The sequence below is a fragment of the Emticicia sp. W12TSBA100-4 genome (assembly GCF_040253585.1).
Classification (GTDB): Bacteria; Bacteroidota; Bacteroidia; order Cytophagales; family Spirosomataceae; genus Emticicia.
Window position 1 is genome coordinate 294842 of the sequence record NZ_JBELAU010000009.1, and the last position, 22695, is coordinate 317536.

Annotated in this window: 22 protein-coding genes; 16 read left to right on the plus strand and 6 right to left on the minus strand. The window is 37.5% G+C overall.

Annotated features, from left to right (window positions below; all coding sequences use genetic code 11):
* The first annotated feature begins 26 nt into the window (after positions 1 to 26).
* From ABR854_RS15135 to ABR854_RS15155, 5 genes are all read left to right on the plus strand, one after another.
* Positions 27 to 1322 carry an AAA family ATPase gene (locus ABR854_RS15135; protein WP_350266251.1) on the plus strand — a complete coding sequence of 432 codons (1296 nt, stop codon included), beginning with the start codon at positions 27 to 29 and terminating at the stop codon, positions 1320 to 1322.
* 1 nt (position 1323) lies between these two features.
* Positions 1324 to 1944: an HNH endonuclease gene (locus tag ABR854_RS15140; RefSeq protein ID WP_350266252.1), complete on the plus strand. Its 621-nt coding sequence runs from the start codon at positions 1324 to 1326 to the stop codon at positions 1942 to 1944.
* A complete protein-coding gene (locus ABR854_RS15145; RefSeq protein WP_350266253.1) occupies positions 1941 to 4982 on the plus strand; it encodes a WD40/YVTN/BNR-like repeat-containing protein in 3042 nt (1013 codons plus the stop codon). The genes ABR854_RS15140 and ABR854_RS15145 overlap by 4 nt, the downstream gene beginning before the upstream one ends.
* Positions 4983 to 5055: 73 nt before the next feature.
* Complete coding sequence (locus ABR854_RS15150; protein ID WP_350266254.1) at positions 5056 to 5988, plus strand: 3-keto-disaccharide hydrolase; 933 nt, start codon at positions 5056 to 5058, stop codon at positions 5986 to 5988.
* Between the two features lie 66 nt (positions 5989 to 6054).
* Complete coding sequence (locus tag ABR854_RS15155) at positions 6055 to 7035, plus strand: CobW family GTP-binding protein (protein WP_350266255.1); 981 nt, start codon at positions 6055 to 6057, stop codon at positions 7033 to 7035.
* 75 nt (positions 7036 to 7110) lie between these two features.
* Here ABR854_RS15155 and ABR854_RS15160 read toward each other — a convergent pair whose 3' ends face one another.
* Positions 7111 to 9051: a KUP/HAK/KT family potassium transporter gene (locus ABR854_RS15160; protein WP_350266256.1), complete on the minus strand. Its 1941-nt coding sequence runs from the start codon at positions 9049 to 9051 to the stop codon at positions 7111 to 7113.
* Between the two features lie 343 nt (positions 9052 to 9394).
* Between ABR854_RS15160 and ABR854_RS15165 the strand changes: the two genes are divergently transcribed.
* The 5 genes from ABR854_RS15165 to ABR854_RS15185 are packed head-to-tail and all read left to right on the plus strand — an operon-like array spanning position 9395 to position 12517.
* Positions 9395 to 9745 (plus strand): hypothetical protein, encoded by a 351-nt coding sequence (locus ABR854_RS15165; protein ID WP_350266257.1) that lies wholly within the window; start codon positions 9395 to 9397, stop codon positions 9743 to 9745.
* A 26-nt stretch (positions 9746 to 9771) separates the two neighbouring features.
* Positions 9772 to 10257, plus strand: a complete 486-nt coding sequence (locus ABR854_RS15170; RefSeq protein ID WP_350266258.1) for a DoxX family protein — start codon at positions 9772 to 9774, stop codon at positions 10255 to 10257.
* Positions 10244 to 10606, plus strand: a complete 363-nt coding sequence (locus ABR854_RS15175; RefSeq protein WP_350266259.1) for a hypothetical protein — start codon at positions 10244 to 10246, stop codon at positions 10604 to 10606. Before ABR854_RS15170 ends, ABR854_RS15175 begins: the two co-directional genes overlap by 14 nt.
* Before the next feature lie 50 nt (positions 10607 to 10656).
* Positions 10657 to 11334 carry a GIN domain-containing protein gene (locus ABR854_RS15180; RefSeq protein ID WP_350266260.1) on the plus strand — a complete coding sequence of 226 codons (678 nt, stop codon included), beginning with the start codon at positions 10657 to 10659 and terminating at the stop codon, positions 11332 to 11334.
* Between the two features lie 52 nt (positions 11335 to 11386).
* Entirely contained in the window at positions 11387 to 12517 is a 1131-nt protein-coding gene (locus tag ABR854_RS15185; RefSeq protein ID WP_350266261.1) for a helix-turn-helix domain-containing protein, read from the plus strand.
* Between the two features lie 69 nt (positions 12518 to 12586).
* Here ABR854_RS15185 and ABR854_RS15190 read toward each other — a convergent pair whose 3' ends face one another.
* Positions 12587 to 13354, minus strand: a complete 768-nt coding sequence (locus ABR854_RS15190) for a DUF547 domain-containing protein (protein WP_350266262.1) — start codon at positions 13352 to 13354, stop codon at positions 12587 to 12589.
* Positions 13355 to 13455: 101 nt separating this feature from the next.
* Positions 13456 to 14568, minus strand: coding sequence for an acyltransferase family protein (locus tag ABR854_RS15195; protein WP_350266263.1), 1113 nt, complete (start codon positions 14566 to 14568; stop codon positions 13456 to 13458).
* Between the two features lie 194 nt (positions 14569 to 14762).
* Between ABR854_RS15195 and ABR854_RS15200 the strand changes: the two genes are divergently transcribed.
* The gene (locus ABR854_RS15200; RefSeq protein WP_350266264.1) at positions 14763 to 15278 is read left to right on the plus strand and encodes a GNAT family N-acetyltransferase; all 516 of its coding nucleotides are present in this window, start codon (positions 14763 to 14765) and stop codon (positions 15276 to 15278) included.
* A complete protein-coding gene (locus tag ABR854_RS15205) occupies positions 15275 to 15796 on the plus strand; it encodes a GNAT family N-acetyltransferase (RefSeq protein WP_350266265.1) in 522 nt (173 codons plus the stop codon). The genes ABR854_RS15200 and ABR854_RS15205 overlap by 4 nt, the downstream gene beginning before the upstream one ends.
* A 106-nt stretch (positions 15797 to 15902) precedes the next feature.
* Here ABR854_RS15205 and ABR854_RS15210 read toward each other — a convergent pair whose 3' ends face one another.
* A complete protein-coding gene (locus tag ABR854_RS15210) occupies positions 15903 to 16352 on the minus strand; it encodes a GatB/YqeY domain-containing protein (RefSeq protein ID WP_350266266.1) in 450 nt (149 codons plus the stop codon).
* Between the two features lie 127 nt (positions 16353 to 16479).
* Here ABR854_RS15210 and ABR854_RS15215 point away from each other — a divergent pair, with 127 nt between their 5' ends.
* From ABR854_RS15215 to ABR854_RS15230, 4 genes are all read left to right on the plus strand, one after another.
* Positions 16480 to 17085 (plus strand): hypothetical protein, encoded by a 606-nt coding sequence (locus ABR854_RS15215; RefSeq protein ID WP_350266267.1) that lies wholly within the window; start codon positions 16480 to 16482, stop codon positions 17083 to 17085.
* A complete protein-coding gene (locus ABR854_RS15220; RefSeq protein ID WP_350266268.1) occupies positions 16994 to 17710 on the plus strand; it encodes a pyridoxine 5'-phosphate synthase in 717 nt (238 codons plus the stop codon). The genes ABR854_RS15215 and ABR854_RS15220 overlap by 92 nt, the downstream gene beginning before the upstream one ends.
* A 152-nt stretch (positions 17711 to 17862) precedes the next feature.
* Positions 17863 to 18879 (plus strand): tRNA 2-selenouridine(34) synthase MnmH, encoded by a 1017-nt coding sequence (gene mnmH / locus ABR854_RS15225; RefSeq protein WP_350266269.1) that lies wholly within the window; start codon positions 17863 to 17865, stop codon positions 18877 to 18879.
* 114 nt (positions 18880 to 18993) lie between these two features.
* Entirely contained in the window at positions 18994 to 19833 is an 840-nt protein-coding gene (locus ABR854_RS15230) for a T9SS type A sorting domain-containing protein (RefSeq protein WP_350266270.1), read from the plus strand.
* A 79-nt stretch (positions 19834 to 19912) separates the two neighbouring features.
* Here the strand turns inward: ABR854_RS15230 and ABR854_RS15235 are convergent, their stop codons facing one another.
* Positions 19913 to 21094, minus strand: a complete 1182-nt coding sequence (locus ABR854_RS15235) for a redoxin domain-containing protein (protein WP_350266271.1) — start codon at positions 21092 to 21094, stop codon at positions 19913 to 19915.
* Between the two features lie 31 nt (positions 21095 to 21125).
* Positions 21126 to 22571 carry an Asp-tRNA(Asn)/Glu-tRNA(Gln) amidotransferase subunit GatB gene (gene gatB, locus ABR854_RS15240; RefSeq protein ID WP_350266272.1) on the minus strand — a complete coding sequence of 482 codons (1446 nt, stop codon included), beginning with the start codon at positions 22569 to 22571 and terminating at the stop codon, positions 21126 to 21128.
* Positions 22572 to 22695: the final 124 nt, after the last annotated feature.

Below are 22695 nucleotides of genomic sequence, written 5' to 3' on the forward strand. Positions count from 1 at the left end.
TAACTTCACATAAAAATTAGAAAAATATGAGCATCACACGCCTTGAAGCACATGAAATAGGCCCATTTAAAGACTTAAATATTGAATTTAAGCCAAAACCTGCGGGCATGGAAGATAAAGCCGAAATTCATATTTTGACTGGTGAAAATGGTACTGGTAAAAGTACGATTTTGATGATGTTGGCGAGTTGTTGGGATAAAACAAATGATAAATTGGTTGAAAATAGATTTTGGAATAAAAACACTGGTTTCTTTTATGAATTTTCTGAAATACCAACAAAATATGAAATAGAATTTGAAGAAACTAAGTTTACTTCTTTTTCGGGGGTTTTAATGAATGGTAAAAGTGCTTATTATGCACAAATTTCACAAAATGATTTTCGCTTCAAAGATGATATAAAAATCAGAAACAACTCTCCTTTTTTTGCTTATTCTGGTAGTAGAAATCTGACAACATCTAATAATATTTCTATTTCAGAACCTGATATAGATTCAATTAAAGATTCAATTACTTTTGATAAAAAGATAGATTTTGATTCTATTCTTAACTGGATTGCTGTAAGTAAGGCAAAGAATGCATTTGCATTATTAAGAAATGATAATAATTCAGCAAAAAAACATGAAGTGGTAATTAGAAAAATAGAAGAATCAATTTCAGAAATTCTACAAAAGCAAGTATCATTTATTATTGAAGAACAACCTTTCCAAGTTTTTTTTAAAATAAATGATTTTAATTATGATTTTAATATCCTCCCCGATGGTCTAAAATCAATAATAACTTGGTTATCAGACCTCTTAATGCGTTTGGATAGAATCCATTGGGCAGATAAAACACGCAGTATTCTCGAACAAAACTTTATTCTTTTTTTAGATGAAATAGAAGTGCATCTTCACCCATCTTGGCAACGAAAAATTTTGCCCGTTGTACAAGATTTATTTCCCAAAGCACAAATTTTTATTTCAACGCACTCACCTTTTGTAGTTGGTTCGGTTGATGGGGCAAGGGTTTATAAATTCAAGTTAGATGAGAATAATAATAGTGTTTTAGATAGTGAGTATTGGACAGAAGATGGCAATAGTTATGACCGAATTTTAGAAGAAATTTTCGATATAAAAGAACGATTTGGGGTAGGTGTTCAAAAGCAATTGGATGAATTTAAGGAATATAAAACCAAAATATTGAAAGGAGAAACCATTGATGAAGAGGCATTTATGAAATTAGCAAGTGAAATTGCCAAACAAAGCATCGAATTAAATGGAATTATAAGTTTTGAACTTCGACAATTAAAAAGAAATACCACACAAAAACTCGAAACTGCCTAAAATGAGGAAATTGATAAGACCAAAAGCTCCTGATTTTTTGACAGAAAAGCTACAAGTAGAATTAGGTGAGCGTTATAAAAAGAATAGAGAAAAAAACAAAGGTCATAAGTTCAATTATTGGCACACCGAAAAAGTCGGAGAATCAACACTTTACAAAGAAATACGAAACAAACTTATCGAAATCTCAGACGACCATTGCTTTTATTGTGATGGCTATCCACCACTGAGCGATGATGACACAATTGACCATTTTAAACCAAAATCAAAACCTGAGTTTTATGATTTGGTTTGTTCATGGGAAAATCTATACTTAGCTTGTGGGCATTGTCAAAAAGCGAAAGGTACTGAATACAATGATTTAATTTTAAGGCCCGATGAAATCAACTATGAGTTTGACAAATTTTTCAAATATGATTCTGATAATGATGAAGTTATAGTAAATCTCGGAGCTGACGACTTGAGCCAGTTGCGAGCAGAGAAAACAATAGAAGTATTTGATTTCAATCATGTCGGTTTAAAAAAGCTGCGTGGCTTCTTTAGAAAAGTATATAGTCAAGACCCCCAAATAAACATTAATGACCTTGGTTACAGATTTTGTTTAAACTTTCAACAAACAATATGAAAAAACAACTAACCCTAATCACTTTATTATCAATCACTTGCTTTGCTGGGTTTTCCCAGAAAAAGAAGAAAGTTGCCGTAGAAACAGCTCCAGTAATCGCAGTCGATGCCATTTCTCCAACATCAGCCACTGAGCGAATGGCTGGCTATGAGCAACGCAAAAAATTGCAAGAAGCATCGCTCGTAAAAAATCTGAAATTCAGAAACGTTGGCCCGACCGTTATGAGTGGCCGTATTGTGGATATTGATGCAAATCCCGAAAACCCAACGGAGTTTTATGCTGCCTACGCTTCGGGTGGACTTTGGTACACGGTCAATAATGGACAATCTTTTTCGCCAATCTTTGATAATGAGGCAGTTATGACCATCGGCGATATTGCTGTTGACTGGAAAACTCGCACGATTTGGATTGGTACGGGCGAAAATAACTCAAGTCGCTCGTCGTATTCGGGTGTGGGAATGTACAAATCAACTAACAATGGTAAAACATGGGAGTATCTTGGCTTGCCAGAGTCTCACCACGTTGGACGAATCGCTTTGCACCCGACCGACCCAAATATTGCTTGGGTAGCTGTTTTGGGACATTTGTATTCGCCAAACAAAGAGCGTGGCATGTATAAAACCACCGATGGCGGTAAAACTTGGAAACAAACGTTATACATCAACGATAATACTGGTGCGATTGACGTAAGACTCGACCCAAATAATGCGAATACACTTTACGCAACGATGTGGTACAAAGAGCGTACTGCTTGGAATTTTGTGGAAGGTGGAAAAGAATCGGGCATTTATAAAAGTACCGATGCGGGCGAAACTTGGAAATTGATTTCGGGCGAGGGCAGTGGCTTCCCGACTGGTGCGGGTAATGGTCGCATTGGTTTGGCGGTTTACCCAAAAAATCCGAATATCGTTTACGCAATCATTGATAATCAAGCAAATAGACCTAAAAAAGAGGAAAAAGAAGATGCCAGCCGTCTGACCACAAAAAGAATGAAAACCATCACCAAAGATGAGTTTTTGGCTTTGAGCGATGCTACCATCAATGAATATTTGGATGGACAAGGTTTTCCTGAAAAATTCACGGCAAAGGCTTTCAAAGAAGACTTAAAGGCCGATAAAATCAAGGTACAAGATATTTACGAATATACGTACAATGGCAATAACGATTTATTCGATACGCAAGTAACGGGAGCGGAGGTTTACCGAAGTGAAGATGCAGGTGCAACTTGGAAACGCACCCACGCCGACTATTTGGATAATATCTATTTCACTTATGGCTATTATTTCGGACAAATTTGGGTTGACCCAACTGATGATAAGAAAATCGTAATTGTGGGTGTGCCAATCGTGCGTTCGGAAGATGGTGGTAAAAGTTTCAAAAGTATCGAAAGAGAAAACGTACATTCCGACCACCACGCTTTATGGTTTGACCCGAAAAATCCGAAACATTATATAAACGGAAACGATGGCGGAATAAACATTACTTACGATGACGGTAAAACTTGGTTTAAAGCAAATTCAATTCCTGTGGGTCAACTTTACCACGTTTCAGTCGATATGGCCAAGCCTTATAATGTCTATGGTGGCTTGCAAGATAATGGCGTTTGGTATGGTTCATCAACCAATTCGTTTGATTATAACTATGGTATCTTCGATAATGGCGATGGCTATAAATTCTTGCTCGGTGGCGATGGAATGCAAGTACAAGTAGATTACCGAGATAATAATACGGTTTACGCAGGTTTTCAGTTTGGTAATTATTTCAGAATCAATAAAGCAACCAACGAACGCAAAAAATTGGAAGTTCCACGTGAATTAGGCGAAGTACCTTTCCGTTTCAACTGGGAATCTCCACTTACGATTTCTCGCCACAATCAAGATATTATCTATTTTGGTTCAAATAAATTCCATAGAAGTTTCGATAAAGGAGATACTTTCAAAACCCTTTCGGGAGATTTGACTCGTGGCCGCAAAGAAGGCGATGTTCCTTTCGGAACACTCACAACCATCGAAGAATCACCAAGCAGATTCGGTTTGATTTATACAGGCTCAGATGATGGTTTGATTTATGTCACAAAAGATGGCGGTTATACTTTTACCAAAATCATGGATAAACCAAATCTTTGGGTAAGTGGCATTGCGGTTTCGGCTCATGCAGAAGGAACGGTTTATGCTTCATTAAACGCTTATCGTGGCGACCATTTCAAACCATATTTGTTTGTTTCTACTGATTACGGCCAAAATTGGCAAGCAATCGGTGCAGATTTACCTGCCGAACCAATCAACGTAGTAAAAGAAGACCCGAAAAATGCCAATATCATTTATGTCGGAACTGACAACGGTTTATATATTTCGATGGATAAAGGCAAAACCTTTATGCGTGGCAATGGCGATGGAATGCCAAGTGTATCAATCCACGATTTGGTGATTCACCCAAGAGAAAACGAATTGGTAGTTGGCACGCACGGACGCTCGATTTATATTGCTGATGTGAAGCCATTACAAGCATTGAGTAGCGAGGTTTTAGCTAAAAATATTCACGTATATGATTTACCAGCAATCAATTACAATGCTTCATGGGGCAGAATGTTTGATAAATATGCCGAGCCAGAAGAGCGTAAGTATAATATCACTTACTATGCAAAAGCAGCAGGAAAAGCAATAATCAAGATTCAGACTGATAAAGGATTAGTTGTAAAAAATATTTCGGATGATGCCGAAGCTGGTTTAAATAACGTAAACTTCGACCAAGCGATTGATGTAGCGGCCAAAGGAGAATACGAAAAGTATTTGAATGATGTAAAGAAAAAAGATGATAAAGAAATCAAGCTGGAACTTGCCGATGATAAAAAGATTTATTTCCGCCCAGGAAAATATAAGCTTATCATCGAACTCAACGGTGAAAAAGTAGAAAAAGACCTTGAAATCAAAGCATCAGAGCGTCGTTCTCGCAGGGCAATGAGTCCGAAACCAACCGCTTCACCATCAGAATTTGAAGAATGGTACGAAGAAATGGGTTTTGAAGAAACCAAGAAGTAACTTTGTAGCACAATTCGGAGAATTGTGCTACAATCCAATTTTAACCAAATTTTATATTCAACCAAAAACAAACATGAAGCAATACTTTGTAAAAATTTTAGGAGCAATCCTTATCAGCAATTCTCTAATGGCTCAACTCGCCCCAATCAAAAGTATCGAAGGCCGTTGGGACATTACGATTACCAAAGGCGATAAAAAAGTGCCATCTTGGTTAGAAGTAAATCATTCGGGTGTAAAATACCTAAACGGTCATTTTGTGGGAGATGGTGGAAGTGCCAGACCAATCTCACGCATCAATTTTGCGGATGATAAAATGTCGTTTTCAATTCCGCCACAATGGGACAGAGCCGAAAAAGATTTAGTTGTAGAAGCAGTTTTGAAAAACGATAAACTGACAGGCACAATGAACACGCCAAGTGGTGAGGTTTTAAATTGGGAAGGTGTGAGAGCTCCCAAGCTAAACAGTACCGTAACTCCAGTTTGGGGAACACCAATTAAACTTTTCAATGGTAAAAACCTTGATGGCTGGCAAGTGGTGAGTGGTGAAAACCAATGGGTTGTAGAAAATGGTATTCTGAAAAGCCCAAAATCAGGGGCTAATCTTCGTACGGTTAAAACTTTCAAAGATTTTAAACTACACGTTGAGTTTAAATACCCTGAAGAAAGTAATAGTGGGGTTTATTTGAGAGGACGCTACGAAGTACAAGTAACAGATAGCAAAGGTCGTGAGCCACTAAAAGACCAACTTGGAGCTGTTTATGGCTTTATCGCTCCGCTCGAAATGCCAGCAAAAGCAGCAGGTGAGTGGCAAAGTTTTGATATTACCTTAGTAGGGAGAGTCGTGACGGTTGTTTTGAACGGTAAAACAATTATCTACAAAAATGAAATTCCAGGAATTACGGGCGGTGCCTTAGATAGCAACGAAGGCGAGCCAGGCCCAATTTTCTTCCAAGGCGACCACGGTCCAATCGAATACAAAAATATTGTTATCACACCAGCGAAATAAGTAATGGATAATTGATAATGAACAATGGATAATTATCAATTTTTAATTATCCATTGTCAATTACTCATGAAAATACCAGTAAATATCATCACAGGCTTTTTGGGTGTGGGTAAAACCACTGCCATCAAACATATTCTTGCTAATAAACCCACCAACCAGCGTTGGGCAATCATTATCAATGAATTTGGAGCAGTTTCGATTGACCACACAGCTATTGACCAAAAAGATGGACTTGTAATAAAAGAAGTAGCTGGAGGCTGTATTTGCTGCACGGTCAATGTGCCTATGCAAGTAACGCTTACGTCAATTTTACGCAACCAAAAGCCCGACCGAATCTTGATTGAACCGACAGGCATGGGGCATCCTGCCAGTATCTTGGATTTACTGCAAAGCAAATATTTAAAAGATATTCTCGAAATCAGAGCAACAATTTGTTTAGTTGACCCACGTCGTTGGGCTGATGCCAATGTACGCTCGCACGAGACATTCCAAGACCAAATCAATTTGGCCGATGTGTTGGTGGCGAACAAAGCTGATTTAGTAGGAGAGGAGTTAGCCGAAAAATTTAAACTTTGGGCAAAATCTCTATTTCCACCCAAACTTTTGGTAGAAGCAGTTTCTAATGGTGAAATAAATGTCGATTGGCTTGATATTGAGCCATTTGCAGGTAGAAAGGCAGAATTTCCACAAGCACACGCACATGAGCATCATCACCACGCAGAAGAAACGCTCGACATTCCTGAAATTGGGAAACCCATCAAGAAGCTAAGCAAAGGCTTGGGAATGTACAGTTGCGGTTGGATTTTCTCGCCCGAAGAAGTTTTTAGTTTGCCTAAGTTGCGTCAATTTTTTAGTACACTTCAAGGCGTTGATAGAGCCAAAGGCGTTTTCCGAACAGGCAAAGACTGGGTGCTAATCAATGCAGTTGACCGTGAATTTTCGGTGCAATACATCGCCTACCGCCGAGATAGTCGCATCGAACTCATTGCCAATTATGATTTAGATTGGTTGGTGTTTGATGTGAAATTGAAGGAGTGTTTGGAATAACATATAAAAAAGGAGGCTCGAAAGAACCTCCTTTTTTACTCTACTTATAGACTGTTGACGGTCGTCTGTGGACTATCATTCCTCTCTCTCTAAAGAAATATTATCAATCGGACGAAGAATCAATGGTACTTTTTCGACTTTTACATTGCTTGTATCAAGCCCGAACCATTTATCTTCTGAGTTCGTAAAACCTTTAATGAAGAAGTAGGCTTCCATCGTCAGACGTTCCCAGAACGGAAGTTTGTTTTCATTCGATAAATATCTTTCTAAAACAACAAAACGGAAATCACCAGTTACATTTTGTTTGCTTAGCGACTCGTATCGACTTCTAATGTCAACTTCCTTACGTTTTACCATTTCCTCAATAACTTTTCTGAAATAGAGATTGATTTTTTGTTCAACCCTAAAGCCCAGCTTGAAAGTTACTTTAATTACATCATCTGGTTCGATGATATTTACCTTATATTTCATTGTGTAAGGTTCATCTGTGATGTCAACATGGATAAACCAATAGATATCTGCACGTTTTGGGCGTTTCTCAAAAATTGAATACATCACCTTTGATTCAATTTCCGAAACCCGGTGAGCGTTACTCATATAAACCAAGTGTGTTGAATATTTCTGAACCGATTCATCTTTACTCAATTCTTTTAAGCCATCAATGTATTTTTCCAGTTTAACAAATTCAGTGAGGCGATTTTTAATGATATTCGAACGATACCAAATAATCATAACCAACGCAATCACCGAAGCAATTAATACCGAAACCCAACCACCATGACTAAATTTAAGCATGTTAGCTGCCAAGAAAGCACCTTCAATCAAAACATAGACTACCAAAAAGGCCACAATCCAAGCCTTATTGAAGCGATGAGTATAAAGATAATACGCCGCTAAAACTGTGGTCATCAACATGGTGAGGGTAATGGCTAAGCCATAAGCAGCCTCCATATTGGCAGATTCTTTGAAATAAAGCACCACGCCTACACAGCCAGCCCAAAGCAACCAATTGATACTGCGGATATAAAGCTGCCCTTTGTGGTCAGAAGGGTATTTCAAACGAACTTTTGGCCAAAAAGTAAGGCGAATTGCCTCCGAAATCAAAGTATAAGAACCTGTAATCAAGGCTTGACTGGCAATGATGGTAGCCATTGTAGCGATACCAATTCCAATCAACAAAAACCAATCAGGCATTAATTGATAAAATGGCTTACGGCCATCTAAATGTTGGCCATTCATTGAAATTGCCCACACACCTTGCCCAAAGTAGTTAAGTAGCAAACAGATTTTAACAAAAATCCAGCTAATTCTGATATTTCCACGACCGCAATGCCCTAAATCAGAGTAAAGAGCTTCTGCTCCTGTTGTACACAAAAATACTGAACCGAGTAGCCAAAAGCCATCTTGATGGAAAAACAATAAGCGATAGGCATGATAAGGGTTTAGGGCTTTAAAAATGGCTGGGTCGTTAATAATCTGACGAAGCCCCAAAATAGCCAGCATCGAAAACCAAATAAACATAACAGGCCCGAAAGCTTTACCAACTAAGTTTGTACCAAATGCTTGTACTAAAAATAGTATCGTTATGATAGTAATGATAATTGGAATGGTGTTAATGTCGGGATAGACAAGTTGTAAGCCTTCAATCGCAGAAGAAACCGAAACGGGCGGAGTAATAATTCCATCGGCCAGTAAAGTACTACCACCAATAATTGCAGGAATAGTGAGCCATTTGGCGTGGCGTCTGACAAGAGCATAGAGTGCAAAAATCCCACCTTCACCGTTGTTATCGGCTCTTAAAATCAGAATGACGTACTTTAGCGTGGTTTGTAGTGTAAGTGTCCAGAAAATAAGCGATAATGAACCAAAGACAATTTCTTCATCAATTTTTTCTTTGCCAATAATGGCCTGCATTACGTAGAGCGGCGAAGTCCCGATGTCTCCGAAAATGATACCAAGTGTAATAAGCAATCCAGCGGCCGTAACCTTATCAAGGTTTTTGTGATTTTGGCTCATTATTTTTAACGATATTTAGTAAAAAAGTGTGCAAATGTAGCAGTTTGTAAGAAACTGCAATATTTTATTCGAGTTTTTTTATTTGGTAATTAGCTAAAAATCAAGGAAAAAAAAAGTATTTCATGGAAAAGTTTAAAAAAAACTGTTTTTAGTGCCATTTGGGGTTTGTTTAAAATAATCTTTAATCAAGTAAAAATCTGATTCTTAGCTGCAACAAGGCCTATTTGTCTCGAATTATAATCTGAGACGGCTCAAATCATCTTCTGCAACGAACGGCTTTTCATTTTGCCCCAACTTTGTATCATCAAATCGCAATGAAGCGTTTGGCAAAAAATTTATAAAAATGAAAAAGCTATTTCTTACATCAATCGCATTTACTTTATTTTTTACGTCTTGTCGTAGTCTAACTTCAACAACTTATATCAAAGGCAATGATGCTTTTATCTTGGGTAATAATAAGCATGAAGAGTTTTCGGTAAGACTAAAAAATGTTTCTAAAAGCAACCTCGAACTTTGGAGAACACCAATTGATGGTGGTAAGCATTCGCCAGTAACCGTAAAGCCCAATGAAACTGTAAAAGTAAATGTAGAAAAAAACACGGCTTTAAAAATTGAAAATAAAACTAATGAGCAAGCAACAGTTGAACTTTTGGTAAAAGGAGATACTGGTCTTTCGATGGGTTATAAAAACTAAAATTTTAACATTTTAAATTTTTAAAAATGAAAAAGCTATTACAACCTATCCTGATGCCGCATTGGCTACAAGATTTTTTATTTGCCATTCCACGAATCGTGTGTGGATATTTACTTGCTACCGATTTTGGGGCAGCAAAGTTCGGCTTGCCGTGGTCGCCACCCGATAATAATCTTGGATTTTTTGAAGTTGCCTTTTGGTTTCCGAACGATGTGGCTGAGTACGGCGGAATCTTCGCACTTTTCCCTGCATTTTTTGCTTGGATGGGAGCTTTTAGCGAAGCCATTGGCGGATTGTTCCTTTTACTGGGTTTTAAAACTCGCATTGCTTCGTTTTTGATTTTATGCACAATGTTAGTAGCGGTTTTTATGCAACAATTCAACAACGGCATGTGGAATATGCTTCCTGCAATGGGCTTTTTGTGGGTTAGCCTTTTTACAATGGTTTTAGGCTCAGGCCGCTTCGGAATTGATTTCTTACTCTCAAAAAAGTACTACAGTGAAAACAAATAACATACTCATAATCAGCATATTATTTTTGCTTGCTACAAGTTGCGTACAAAAAGCTTATGAGCGAAAAGTAATTTTCTTACTCCATACCGAACAACTAAAAAACATCGAAAAAGTAGGTCTTCGAGGTAATAACAGACCACTTACTTGGCAAAAAGACTTAGAAATGACCGCAGTCAAAAAAGATAGCCTTTACTCGGTTACGGTTACTTTTCTAACAGGCTACAAGTTTGCGGAAGTGAAATTTGTTGTCAACGATGAGTTTGAATTACAAGAAAAAGATAATCGCAGAGTCATTTTCAACGAAAACGGTGAAACTATTTACGAAGCAACATTTGGCAAAGAAAAGTAGAGCGAAGTTCTATTTTGCTCAGAAAAAATCAACATTTAAAACATACAAATATGAAAAAGTTAATTTTGATCATCGTCATATTTAATCTATTTTGCACGGCCATTTTTGCTCAAAAAGGCCCATTAAAAGGCATAGGAAAAATCATTTCAAGAACTTTTGATTTTAAAGACTTCGATAAAGTTTCGTTTGAAGACTTTGATGGAAAGATTGAGGTAGAAATCGGTAAACCGTTTTCAATAAAAGTAGATATTGACGAAAATTTAGAGCCAAGACTTGAAGTGAAAAAAGATGATACCGAAAATCAGCTAATTATTCGCTTGGCAGGAAACTACAATGGAAAACTGTATTTAGAAGATACCCGCATCAAAATCAAAGTAACAATGCCCGAAGCTTCGGTTATTCAGCACCGAGGAAATACAAATGTGCATATTTCGGGCATTTTAGGGCGATATTTTAGATTTGAAAATGAAGGAAATGGTGATGTTTCGCTACAAGGAACTATCGACGAACTCGATATCAAAAAAAGCGGTAATGGAAATGTAAATGCTCAAAAACTCGTCGCCAAAACGGCCAAAGTAAAAAGCTATGGCAATGGAAATGTGTCGGTAAATTCACAAATTTCGCTTGTTGCTCACGGTACTGGAAACAACAGCGTAATGCAGTTTGGCCAAGGAAAAATTGACCCGATGTCAGGAATTATTGGCAATGGCGAAGTACGGAAAATGTGAAGTCAAACAAAACAGTATTGAAATAGTTAAAAGAAAGAACAACCTCTGAACAATGTCATTATACACTACTCCGCTACAATTTGGCTATTTTTTGGCTCTGCTCTTTGCTGTTTTACTTTGGTACAGAGGCTGGCAAGAAGAGCGTCTTTCTGATAAATTCTTGGGTTTTGTGATGTTTTTTCTGGCAATGGAAATCCAAGATTATACTTTTGGTTTTGCTGGAATCAATATTTTGTGGGAAAAGTTTGATGGTTTTCCTCGTTATTTTCATTTAGCTTTTGCTCCGACTATTTATTTTTATCTGAAAGCTCAAATCAATCGAGATTTTCGTTTTAAGCCAATTTATTTTCTGCATTACATACCTTATGCTATCTATTTCATTATCAATTTTGTAGTTTTCTTGCAGGGAAATGAGGCCGTAAACAGCTTTAGAAGCTCAACACTTTCTGATTATTTGGGTTGGGTCGAAACAATTGCGATTTGGACTTCTTATATTTATTATTTCTATCAATCGCTTCGTATTTACAAAGAATATCGTAGATGGACTGAAACACAATTTTCTGATACTGAAACGATTAGCTTTGTTTGGCTACGAAATTTTATTTATTTGATTATTGCAGGTGAAGTATTCAAATGGGCATGGGGTCTGGCCGATAAACTACTCGGTGATTTGCCTTTTGAGCAAGATTGGTGGTGGCATTTATTTACGGTTTTGATAATCTGTTATGTTGGAATCAAAGGCTATGCACAGCATCAGCCTTTACGTTTGTCTTACACGAGTAAAATCATAGTACAAAATTCTGTTATTGAGGAGATAAGTGTTCAGACAAATGAACCAAAAGAAAATGAATATGAATCTATGAAGCCAAAAATCGAAACACTGATGCTTCAGGAAAAATTATTTCTCGAACCCGAACTTTCCTTGAGCGATTTAGCTCAGAAGCTAAAAACCAATACATCGGTGCTTTCGGCGGCGATAAACTCAAATTTCGGTAAAAACTTCAATGATTTTGTAAACGAATACCGAGTAGAAGAATTTAAGAAACAAATAAAACTACCACGAAACCAAAACTACACACTTTTGGCCGTGGCTTTCGACTGCGGATTTAATTCAAAAGCAACATTCAATCGAGCATTCAAGAAATTTACAGGCCAATCTCCGAGTAGATTTGAAGAAGTTTGAAACAAAAAAGCAGTTTCCAACAAGGAAACTGCTTTTCTTTCTCCTCCCTATCGGAGAAGCTGGGAGCGGCTAATACTTCCCATTCAATTCCCAATTATAAGTCATATAAGAAACTTTTGCACCCTTATTGGCTTTTACCTTAGCATATTTGTTTGCCCAATCAATAATAGACATTTTATCTTTAAAATCGCCACCGTACCAATTAAAGATATTTGATAATTTAGCTTCATCGGCCGATACTTGATTTTTGCTTGAATCATTCAAGAAATCTACCCCTTGATCGTCGAGTTGTTGGTTCAATTTTGCCGCCACAAAAGCCTCATTTCTGAGCGGTGGACAAGATTTTGCAGCACAAACTAACGCAAAGTGAATACGAGGCTCATCAAAATCCTTTCTGATAATACCGTGTTCAATATTATTCAAATCCATTTTCTTTCCACCAATATTGATAAATTTTACATCCCACGGAGTATTCACAAACGGAATTTTAACTTTGCTGCCAATATCTTTGATACTTTTTATTTTACTATCTAAATTATCTAAGATAAGTTGAATAGTAAAGGCATTATAAGCATTAATCCAATAAGCGAGTTTTTCATCTTTGCTCCATTTATCGCCTGGGGCATTGTTTTCTACCAAAGTTAGATACTTTTTCAACTCTGTTTGGTCTTTCTTAAAACCCGCATAATTAACAAATCCTTTTGCATCGACGTGTTTTTTCAAGAGGCCATTCCAAATTTCATGGCTAATTGGTTCGGCATTTGATGTCGGTGCGTTTACGGCAAAACAACTACTCACCGTAACTAATAGAATACATAAAAAGGCTGTGATTTTCATATTTCTGTGTTTTTTGTCATTATTTGTATTTAGACTACTTTCTTACATATACGTATCTAAGTAGTAAAAAGTTTGTCATTAACAGATAATAACAAAACCCCTTAGACACGCAAGAATATCTTATAATGATACATCGCTCTCAGAAATGCCCATTTTACTCCAATTACAGCCAATGTAATGATTACGCCGTAGTAATGTTCACCAAAAAGCTGTCCAAACCATTTGAAAAGCCCTTCCGCAGTATAATACCAGTCAATAAATAGTCCTGACATATAAATCAAGATAGAGTTTAGACCGATTATAGTGAAAAAGAAAGCCCAACGTTGATATTGTAGTACGTCAATAATAAAATAGAATATCGCCAATAGAATAAGGCTACAACCACCCGCATAAAGCATAAATGAGCTTGTCCAAAGGTTTTTATTAATCGGGAAAACCAAGCCCCACATTCCACCAATGATTAAGCACAATAAGCCACCAATCGCCAATGTAGCAGCTTTTTGAGTCGGAGTTTTTGCAGAATTATTTTTTAAGAAATTTCCTGCAAAAATTCCCAGTAAACCCGTACAAATAGCTGGAAGTGTCGAGAAAAGGCCTTCGGGGTCATGAATAACGAGGTGTAATCGGCCTGGAAGTACGGTGCGGTCAACCCAAGAAGCGAAATTGCCTTGAATGGTCAAATCACCCGCCACAAAACCTGGAGCAGCACCGAATTTCATAACTAACCAATAGCCAATCAAAATACCCACAAACCATACATACTGAAAACGTTGGCTTGCATACACATAAATAATGCAGGCAAACATATAAGCCAAACCAATACGCCCCAGCACGCTCGGAAAACGTATCTGCGAAAGTTCTTTTATCTGTAAACCATTATTATAAATCACCCCCAAAAGCACTAAAATGAGTCCACGCTTAATGATTCGTAGCACAATCTTTCGACTTTCAACGCCTTTATCAATTTCACGCCCAACCGAATAAGGAGTTGAAACACCCGAAATGAACAAAAACAATGGAAAAATGAGGTCATAAAAGCGAAAGCCATTCCATGCAACGTGCGAAAGCTGAGTGGCCATCCAAACGGCTACTGGGTGTTGTGTAGCATGGGCAAGTTCGTGGATAAAATCCTCGCCGCCCATTATCCAAAACATGTCAAAACCACGTAGGGCATCGAGCGAAAAAAGTCTTTGTTTAGTAGTTGAGGTGTTCATTTTTTATTGATTAGGGTAATATTTCAAAGATATAGAAAATTATGGAACGATTGAAAAGAATATTTCTAATACTTCTAAGAAGGACATTTGTTGGGTTTAAGAATACCTTCTTTTTATTTGGTCAATAACATAAATGTGGTTTTATTTATCATCAATTTTTTGTTGTTTTGCTTTAACCTAAAACACGATAATTAATGGCTATTAATTTCAGATTGGCTAATGTTAATGATGCTATCTTGCTAAGAAAACTTTCGGAAGATACTTTTCGAGATACCTACACAGAGTTTAATACGCCCGAAAATATGGAAGCTCATGTTGCTAAAAACTTTTCGATAGAAGCAATAGTAAATGATTTGCAGAGTCCTCAGAATCAATATTTTATTATTGAGTTTGACACACAAATAGTTGCTTTTGCCAAACTCGTAAAAGACCATAGCACAAAAGGTTTAGCAGATAAAAAGGTCGTAGAAATCGAACGTTTTTATGTCGATAAAAACCTTCATGGACAGCAGTTGGGAAGAAAACTAATGGATTTCTGCACAAACTGGTCAAAAGAAAACAACTTTGAAACCATTTGGCTCGGAGTATGGGAAAACAACCAAAATGCCATGGAATTTTATAAGAAAATGGGCTTTGAGTTTCTCGACAAACACATTTTTGTTTTGGGAACAGAAGTGCAAACCGATTTTACGATGAAAAAAGATGTATGATAAATTTAAGAATAGAGAAAATAACGATTTCAGAAGTAGAAAAATTCTCTGAAGTTGCTACCCAAGCATATTTCGATCATTATCGACACCTTTGGTATGATGAAGGCGAATGGTATGCTCATAAATGCTTCAATGTCAATCAATTATCTGGAGAGTTATTAGATACAAAAAATGAGTTTTTCTTTGCAATCCTTGACGAAAAACTTGTTGGGTTTCTAAAACTCCGCCCCGAAAACCAATTGGCTGAACAAGAAGGGAATGGCTTTGAAATAGAAAGAATTTATCTGACCAATGAAGCTACAGGTAGGGGAGTGGGCCGAAAACTGATGGAGTTTTCCATCGACACGGCTTGCCAACAAAATAAAGATTATGTTTGGCTAAAAGCAATGGATAGTAGTCAAAACGCTATCAGATTTTATGAAAGCCTCGGTTTTGAAATCTGTGGAACAGCACGACTTGACTTTGAGCAAATGAAAACCGAGTATCTGGGAATGGTAGCGATGCGGAGGAATTTATGATTTACGAATGACGAATTAAGAATGACGATTTACGAATTTTATACGTTGTGTATATTCGTAAATCGTCATTCAGACATTCGTAATCGCACGGGCGACCCCGTCGCAATTATGCCAATATAGCCTTCACCATTGCTGAAATCGCTTTGCCATCGGCAAGACCAGCGAGTTCTTTGGTTGCTACACCCATCATTTTACCCATATCTGATGGAGCAGAAGCACCCACACGAGCCTTAATTTCCTCCAATTTGGCTTTCAATTCATCTTCCGAAAGCTGTTTTGGCAAAAACTCTTCGATAACGGCCAACTCTGCCAATTCTTTCTCCAAAAGGTCAGGGCGATTCTGTTGACGGTAAATATCCGCCGAATCTCTTCTTTGTTTAGCTGCTTTCGTAAGCAATTTTGTTTCTTCTTCGGTCGTCAATTCGCCTGTTTTTCCTTCCTTTGTTTCTTCTAACAGAATCACTTTTTTTATATCACGAAGAGCCATCAATCTTCCTGATTCACGGGCAAGCATGGCTGCTTTTATTTGGGCATCAATTGTTGTTTTTAAAGACATTTTTTTAAGAATTAATTGTATTATTTTAATAAAAACTGGTGTTTTTTGATTTGTGTATCCGTTTGATAATTTTTTGGAACAGCTTTTGATAAAGGGTTATGTATAACTTAACCAACCCATCAAAATTATGCGTGTTTTTAATTTAACTGCCATTGGCATTGTGCTGTTTACGTCCAGCATATTTGCCACTCCTAAGAAAAGCTTTTCTCCTACAACGAGTATTCAAAAGCGTTGTGCCGAAATTCAAGCAAACCTCAAAAAGCATTTGTACATTACCAAAAAAATCTCTGATGAACGCTTCGACGATGTCGTAACGGCATACTTCCAAAACAAACGAATTGAGTTAATCGTTTCGGAAACTTACGGGGAAGCTGGAAAAATCAGACATGAGTATTATTTTGGCAAAAATGGGGAACTGATTTTGGCTACAAATCAGTTATTTCAGTACGAAACAAAACAAAGTTCCGACAAAAATCTGGTAAAAGTAAGCGAAAATACTTACTATTACCAAAAATTGAAACTTGTAAGAGCTGTTGATGGAAAAAACGTTGCGATTCGCACGTCTCATTTTGATACTCAAACACGTAGTCGGTATTTGTTAGGGAAGAGTTTGATTTTAACGAAACAGATTAAAGAACAGCATGACGAAATTATCGGTCAATATCAACAAAATAGCGACCTTGCGAAACTCACGAGGCGGAAGCCAACCGAATGTGGTGCAGGTTGCGATTGATTGTGAAAAATTTGGGGCGGAGGGAATCACGGTTCACCCCCGCCCTGATGAAAGACATATTCGCTATCAGGATGTCTATGACCTGAAAGCAATTGTTACGACGGAGTTTAACATAGAAGGAAATCCTACCGAAAAGAAATTTGTAGAGTTGGTACTTGCCAATAAACCTACGCAAGTAACGCTTGTTCCAGATGCACTCAATGCTGTTACTTCAAACGCAGGCTGGGATACAATTAAGCACAAAGATTTGCTGAAAGATTTGGTTGCAACCTTCAAAAGTGCGGGTTGTAGAGTCTCTATTTTTGTTGACCCAATCCAAGCAATGGTTGAAGGTGCTGTTGAGACAGGCACAGACCGAATTGAGCTGTACACCGAAAGCTATGCCCACGATTATCTCAAAAACCGTGAAGCTGCCATTAAAGACTACATAAGTGCGGCGAAAGTAGCCGAGCAAGTTGGACTTGGTGTAAACGCTGGTCACGACCTAAGTCTTGAAAATCTGCGTTATTTCAAACAAAATATTCCCAATCTTCTCGAAGTCTCAATTGGTCACGCACTTATCTGCGATGCTCTATACTTTGGTTTAGAGAATACCATTCAGCTATATTTGCGAGAATTGGAGTGAAAAAAGCTGTTAGCAATTAGCTGTTAGCTTTTAGCTAAAAAAAACTTACCTTTCATACTTCTCGGAGTAAAACTTATTTGGAGTGTAAGAGCAATTGTATTTACAAAAAAAGCTAACAGCTAAGTGCTAATAGCCAAAAGCTAAGAAAAAAAATGATAAAACCACTTCCAATTGAGCAGTTTCTTGAAAAAGCACAAACGCTTCCAATCATTGATGTACGCTCGCCTGGTGAGTTTGAGCGTGGACATATCGTTGGAGCGGTGAATGTTCCTTTGTTCGAGAATCACGAACGGGCGGAAGTGGGTACACGCTATAAAAGAGTTGGTAAAGAGTCCGCTTTTTTACTCGGACTTGACATTGTTGGGCCAAAATTATCGGGTTTTGTAAAAAAAGCTAATAAAATTGCTACTGAAAAAGAAGTTTTGGTGCATTGCTGGCGAGGAGGAATGCGAAGCGGAAGCTTTGCAACCTTACTGAGTTCGGCAGGAATGAAGGTTTCAACCTTAATCGGAGGATATAAAAAGTACCGAAATTTTGTTCTTGAAGAATTAAGTAAACCGCTCAATATTATAGTTTTAGGTGGAAAAACAGGCAGTGGAAAAACTGAAATTTTGTATGAACTCGAAAAGCAAGGCGAACAAATTTTAGATTTAGAAGGCTTGGCAAATCATAAAGGTTCAGCATTCGGAATGCTCGGTCAGGCACCTCAACCCATGACTGAGCATTTTGAAAATATGCTTTATGCAAAATTTGCAAAACTTGATCCAACTCGTCGGATATGGGTTGAAGACGAAAGCCGAAATATCGGTTGCTGTAATATTCCCGATGTACTTTGGCAACAAATGCGAAAAACAAAAGTGGCGTTTATAGATGTTGATAAAGAAATACGAGTGAAGCGTTTGGTGCAAGAATACGCCCATTTCTCATTTGATGAATTGAAAGCAGCTACCAATAGAATTTTGAAAAGACTCGGTGGTCAACACCACAAAGCAGCTATCGAAGCCCTCGAAAATGGCGATTTTTCGTTCGGAACAGATATTGCCCTTAATTACTACGATAAAACATATCTACACGGTCTTTCAAAGAGAGAGCCTTCAAAAATTACTACATTTAAAGTTACGGAAAATAACCCATCTGCCACAGCTGCTCGACTTATTACTGGTATTTAACATTTTTTAAGACTTTTTAACGTCAATTATATACCTACTTCGGCTAAGTTTGTGCAACACTTGGCTTCTCAAAGTGTCATTTAACCATTATTTACAATTAAAACACAAAAGATTATGAAAGCTATTTCCAAAGCAGGGGCATTATTGTTATTATTTACTGCTCCTATCGTTTCGTTTGCACAAGAAAAAAAAGAAAAAGTACGTATTCGTATAGAGCAAGAGGTTGATGGCAAAACAACCATCAGCGAGAAAATTATCAATTCATCAGGTTTATCAAGTAGCCAAAAGGATGAAATGATTGAAAAATTTAAAGATTCGGTTTTGGCCTTGAATAAAGGTAAAGCACAAGGTGTAAAGATTGAGATAGACAACGATTCCAACTCAAATATTAATATTGAGCGAAATGATGGCAAAAAGATTGTAAGACGCTATGAGTTTAATGATGGTGATAGTGGAGGAAATGAAGATATTGTAATCAAAAGAGGTCCGAAAGTAAGGGTTTATAAAAAAGACGGTAAGGGAGAAACAGAATGGTTTAACGGCGAAGACTTTTCTCACGAATTTAATGGCAATATGGAAAGCCTTCGTGAGAATATGAAACAAATGGGCAAAGACCTAAAGTTTGAGTTTCGTTCGATTCCAGATAACATTATGATGTTTGATGGAGGAAGTTCGGCCAGTAAAACTATCAAAAATGTTGAGGTTTTTCCGAATAACCCAAAAACTGAAATCTTGAATGTGCGTTTCAATGCTCCACAAAAAGGCGATGTAAGCATCAAAGTTTTAGATGTAAAGGGAAGCGTGATTGCAAAAGAAGAAATCAAAGACTTTTCGGGCGAATATGTAGGTCAAATCAATATTGGTAAACAAAAATCAGGAACAGTTTTCGTGATGATTACACAAGGTGAAGATGGTAATGTAAAACGTGTAGTTTTACCATCGAATGAGAAGTAATCGTGAAAAAGTAATTAAAAAGGCTCGGTTGAAATTTTCAATCGAGCCTTTTTAATTTATCATTAACAATTCACCATTATCATTTGCTCGCTTCTTCAATCCAATGAGTCATTTCGGCTACGATTGCATCGTTTGAACCTAAATAACCTGTACTTTTAAACTTGATTTTACCTTCTTTATCGATGCAAAATTTAGCAGGAATACCATTTACTCCGTAATTTCCAGCAACTTCGCCACCAACATCCAAAATCACAGGGAAAGTCGTAAAACCTCTTTGTTTTATAAAAGTACTAACCGTTGATTTCCATTGGTCGGCACTTACACGCTCGTAAGTATTCACAAACAAGAACTTTACATTTGGATTATCTTTGAATTTATCCATTGATAATTTCATGCCTGGAAACGACATGATACAAGGCCCGCACCAAGTTGCCCAAAAATCAAGCACCACTACTTTGCCTCGTAACTCTGAAAGTTTTACATTTTTGCCATCTAAATCAACCAACGAAAAATCAGGAGCATCAGCCCCAACCGATCCAGCACTTCTACGTTTTACGTCTTGAATGAAAAGTTTAGCAAAAAAGTGGTTTTTTCCTTCTTTTTCTAATTGACTTGCTACTTTCGCAAACGTTTCAAAATCTTTTTCAGGATTCAAGAAATTATTAATTGCAATTAAACCTGCCAACGAAGACCCCATTTCGGCAATGATAGGCTTGATAGTTGCATTATAGTTTGCTTCTGATGCTTGATAAGTAGCTTGAATCTCTTTTATTTTTTTCTGGTCTTTTTTCTGAGTTGCAACATCAAACTGGTTTTGTAAATCTACTTGATTTTGACGGAATTTCTGCGATTCGGTCATAACTTGGTTAAATTTAGCCATCATCGGTGAGCCATCAACTGCAAACGAACCTGGTTTATCGGGCGTATTAAAGCCATCGGCAGTAACTGTAAGCGTTTCGCCACCGTCCAGAATCAAACCTATCATTTGTTGATTGGCGATATTGATTTGATAAATACCCGGCTCAGACATTTTGCCTTTGAAAGCAAAAGAATTATCGGATGAAAGTGCCATAGAATCTATCTTGAGCGGAATGTTTCGGTCGTTCATTCGTTCCAAATAAACCTTTCCACTCACGGTTGACTTTACTTTTCCGCTAATATTATATGTACTTTCCGTACCCGTTGGGGCATTTGCTTGGGGTTGCGACTGGCAAGCCAGTCCACTGATTACCAAGCATATAGCAATAATAATGTGTTTCATAAATCTATATTTTTATTAAATACTTTTGATTTTATTGTAACGCCGCCATTAATAACTCATTCGTACGTTTTGGGTCTGCCGAGCCTTTCGATTTTTTCATTACTTCTCCAACAAACATGCCAAGTAAACCTTTCTTTCCACTCTTATATTCTTTTACTTTTGCTTCATTGGCAGCAAGAACTTCGTTGATTAACGCTTGAAGTGTATCGGTATTGCTTTCTTGAATCAAATTGTTGGTTTCTGCCAATTTCAATGCCGAAACTGTTGGGTTTTCGAGTATTAACGGGAACAATTTCTGAGCCGCTGCCGAACTACTGATTTTGTTTTCATCAACCAAAGCAATAATTTCTGCTAATTGACTTGGTTTTAGACTAAAATTAGCAATTTCGATGCTGTTTTCATTCAGATATCCTCTGATTGTTGAGGTAAGCCAATTCGATGCTGCTTTGTAGTTTTGCGTAAGTTTACAAACCTCCAAATAATAATCGGCCATTTCTTTTGTATCTGTAATCGTAACAGCGTGTTCATCAAGAATACCGAACTCTTTCGTAAACTTCTCGAATAATTCGCTCGGAAGTGCTGGCATTTGTCCTTTGATTTCATTCATCCATTCGTCCGAAATTCTTAGTGGAGCTAAATCAGGTTCAGGGAAATAACGATAATCGTTCATGGTTTCTTTTACACGCATGCTATACGTTTGGCCTTTGTCGGCATCAAACATACGTGTTTCTTGGATAACCTTTCCGCCAGATTCGAGCAAAGCAACTTGGCGTTTGTATTCAAACTCGGCAGCGTGTTGAAGGTTACGAATCGAATTCATATTTTTGATTTCGACTTTTGTGCCAAATTCGCTTGTGCCTGCTTCTCGAATCGAAATATTTAAGTCGGCACGCATTGAGCCTTCTTCCATGTTTCCATCACAAATGCCCAAATAACGTACAATCTTGCGAATTTCGGTCAGATATGCACCAGCTTCCTCGGGGCTACGCATACACGGCTCCGAAACGATCTCTACGAGTGGCGTTCCTGCACGATTATAGTCTAAGAGTGTAAAAGCATCACTTCCGTCGTGAACTGATTTTCCTGCATCTTCTTCGAGGTGAATGTGGTGAAGTTCTAAGGTGCGTTCTCTAAAACCTTTGCCGTCTTTTAGGCGAACTTTCACTTCGCCACCTTTACAAATCGGATATTTATCTTGCGAAACTTGATAGCCTTTCGGTAGGTCAGGGTAAAAATAGTTTTTTCGGTCGAAATAATTGTTTCTGTTGATTTCGCAGCCACAAGCCAAACCCATACGAATGGCGTATTCGACTGCTTTTTTATTGAGTTTTGGCAAAACGCCAGGGTGTCCGAGCGTGATTACACTAATATTTGTATTTGGTTCGCTACCAAATTGATTAGTATCTGATGCGAAAATTTTACTTTCGGTCGCCAATTGGCAGTGAACTTCTAAGCCAATAACAATTTCGTATTTCATGAAGGATTTTTATTGATGCAGTGGCAAAAATTTTGCCATTAAGAAAACCACGTTTCTATTAATGTACAAATTTATGGTTTTTAGCTGAAAGTGTAATAAAAAGCAGAGAATAAGTACTTCACGA

What these genes read in the sequence shown, in the direction of transcription:
- ABR854_RS15135 (WP_350266251.1), top strand. Translation starts at nt 27, where the DNA reads ATGAGCATCACACGCCTTGAAGCACATGAAATAGGCCCATTTAAAGAC.
- ABR854_RS15140 (WP_350266252.1), top strand. Translation starts at nt 1,324, where the DNA reads ATGAGGAAATTGATAAGACCAAAAGCTCCTGATTTTTTGACAGAAAAG.
- ABR854_RS15145 (WP_350266253.1), top strand. Translation starts at nt 1,941, where the DNA reads ATGAAAAAACAACTAACCCTAATCACTTTATTATCAATCACTTGCTTT.
- ABR854_RS15150 (WP_350266254.1), top strand. Translation starts at nt 5,056, where the DNA reads ATGAAGCAATACTTTGTAAAAATTTTAGGAGCAATCCTTATCAGCAAT.
- ABR854_RS15155 (WP_350266255.1), top strand. Translation starts at nt 6,055, where the DNA reads ATGAAAATACCAGTAAATATCATCACAGGCTTTTTGGGTGTGGGTAAA.
- ABR854_RS15160 (WP_350266256.1), bottom strand. Translation starts at nt 9,051, where the DNA reads ATGAGCCAAAATCACAAAAACCTTGATAAGGTTACGGCCGCTGGATTG.
- ABR854_RS15165 (WP_350266257.1), top strand. Translation starts at nt 9,395, where the DNA reads ATGAAAAAGCTATTTCTTACATCAATCGCATTTACTTTATTTTTTACG.
- ABR854_RS15170 (WP_350266258.1), top strand. Translation starts at nt 9,772, where the DNA reads ATGAAAAAGCTATTACAACCTATCCTGATGCCGCATTGGCTACAAGAT.
- ABR854_RS15180 (WP_350266260.1), top strand. Translation starts at nt 10,657, where the DNA reads ATGAAAAAGTTAATTTTGATCATCGTCATATTTAATCTATTTTGCACG.
- ABR854_RS15185 (WP_350266261.1), top strand. Translation starts at nt 11,387, where the DNA reads ATGTCATTATACACTACTCCGCTACAATTTGGCTATTTTTTGGCTCTG.
- ABR854_RS15190 (WP_350266262.1), bottom strand. Translation starts at nt 13,354, where the DNA reads ATGAAAATCACAGCCTTTTTATGTATTCTATTAGTTACGGTGAGTAGT.
- ABR854_RS15195 (WP_350266263.1), bottom strand. Translation starts at nt 14,568, where the DNA reads ATGAACACCTCAACTACTAAACAAAGACTTTTTTCGCTCGATGCCCTA.
- ABR854_RS15200 (WP_350266264.1), top strand. Translation starts at nt 14,763, where the DNA reads ATGGCTATTAATTTCAGATTGGCTAATGTTAATGATGCTATCTTGCTA.
- ABR854_RS15205 (WP_350266265.1), top strand. Translation starts at nt 15,275, where the DNA reads ATGATAAATTTAAGAATAGAGAAAATAACGATTTCAGAAGTAGAAAAA.
- ABR854_RS15210 (WP_350266266.1), bottom strand. Translation starts at nt 16,352, where the DNA reads ATGTCTTTAAAAACAACAATTGATGCCCAAATAAAAGCAGCCATGCTT.
- ABR854_RS15215 (WP_350266267.1), top strand. Translation starts at nt 16,480, where the DNA reads ATGCGTGTTTTTAATTTAACTGCCATTGGCATTGTGCTGTTTACGTCC.
- ABR854_RS15220 (WP_350266268.1), top strand. Translation starts at nt 16,994, where the DNA reads ATGACGAAATTATCGGTCAATATCAACAAAATAGCGACCTTGCGAAAC.
- mnmH (WP_350266269.1), top strand. Translation starts at nt 17,863, where the DNA reads ATGATAAAACCACTTCCAATTGAGCAGTTTCTTGAAAAAGCACAAACG.
- ABR854_RS15230 (WP_350266270.1), top strand. Translation starts at nt 18,994, where the DNA reads ATGAAAGCTATTTCCAAAGCAGGGGCATTATTGTTATTATTTACTGCT.
- ABR854_RS15235 (WP_350266271.1), bottom strand. Translation starts at nt 21,094, where the DNA reads ATGAAACACATTATTATTGCTATATGCTTGGTAATCAGTGGACTGGCT.
- gatB (WP_350266272.1), bottom strand. Translation starts at nt 22,571, where the DNA reads ATGAAATACGAAATTGTTATTGGCTTAGAAGTTCACTGCCAATTGGCG.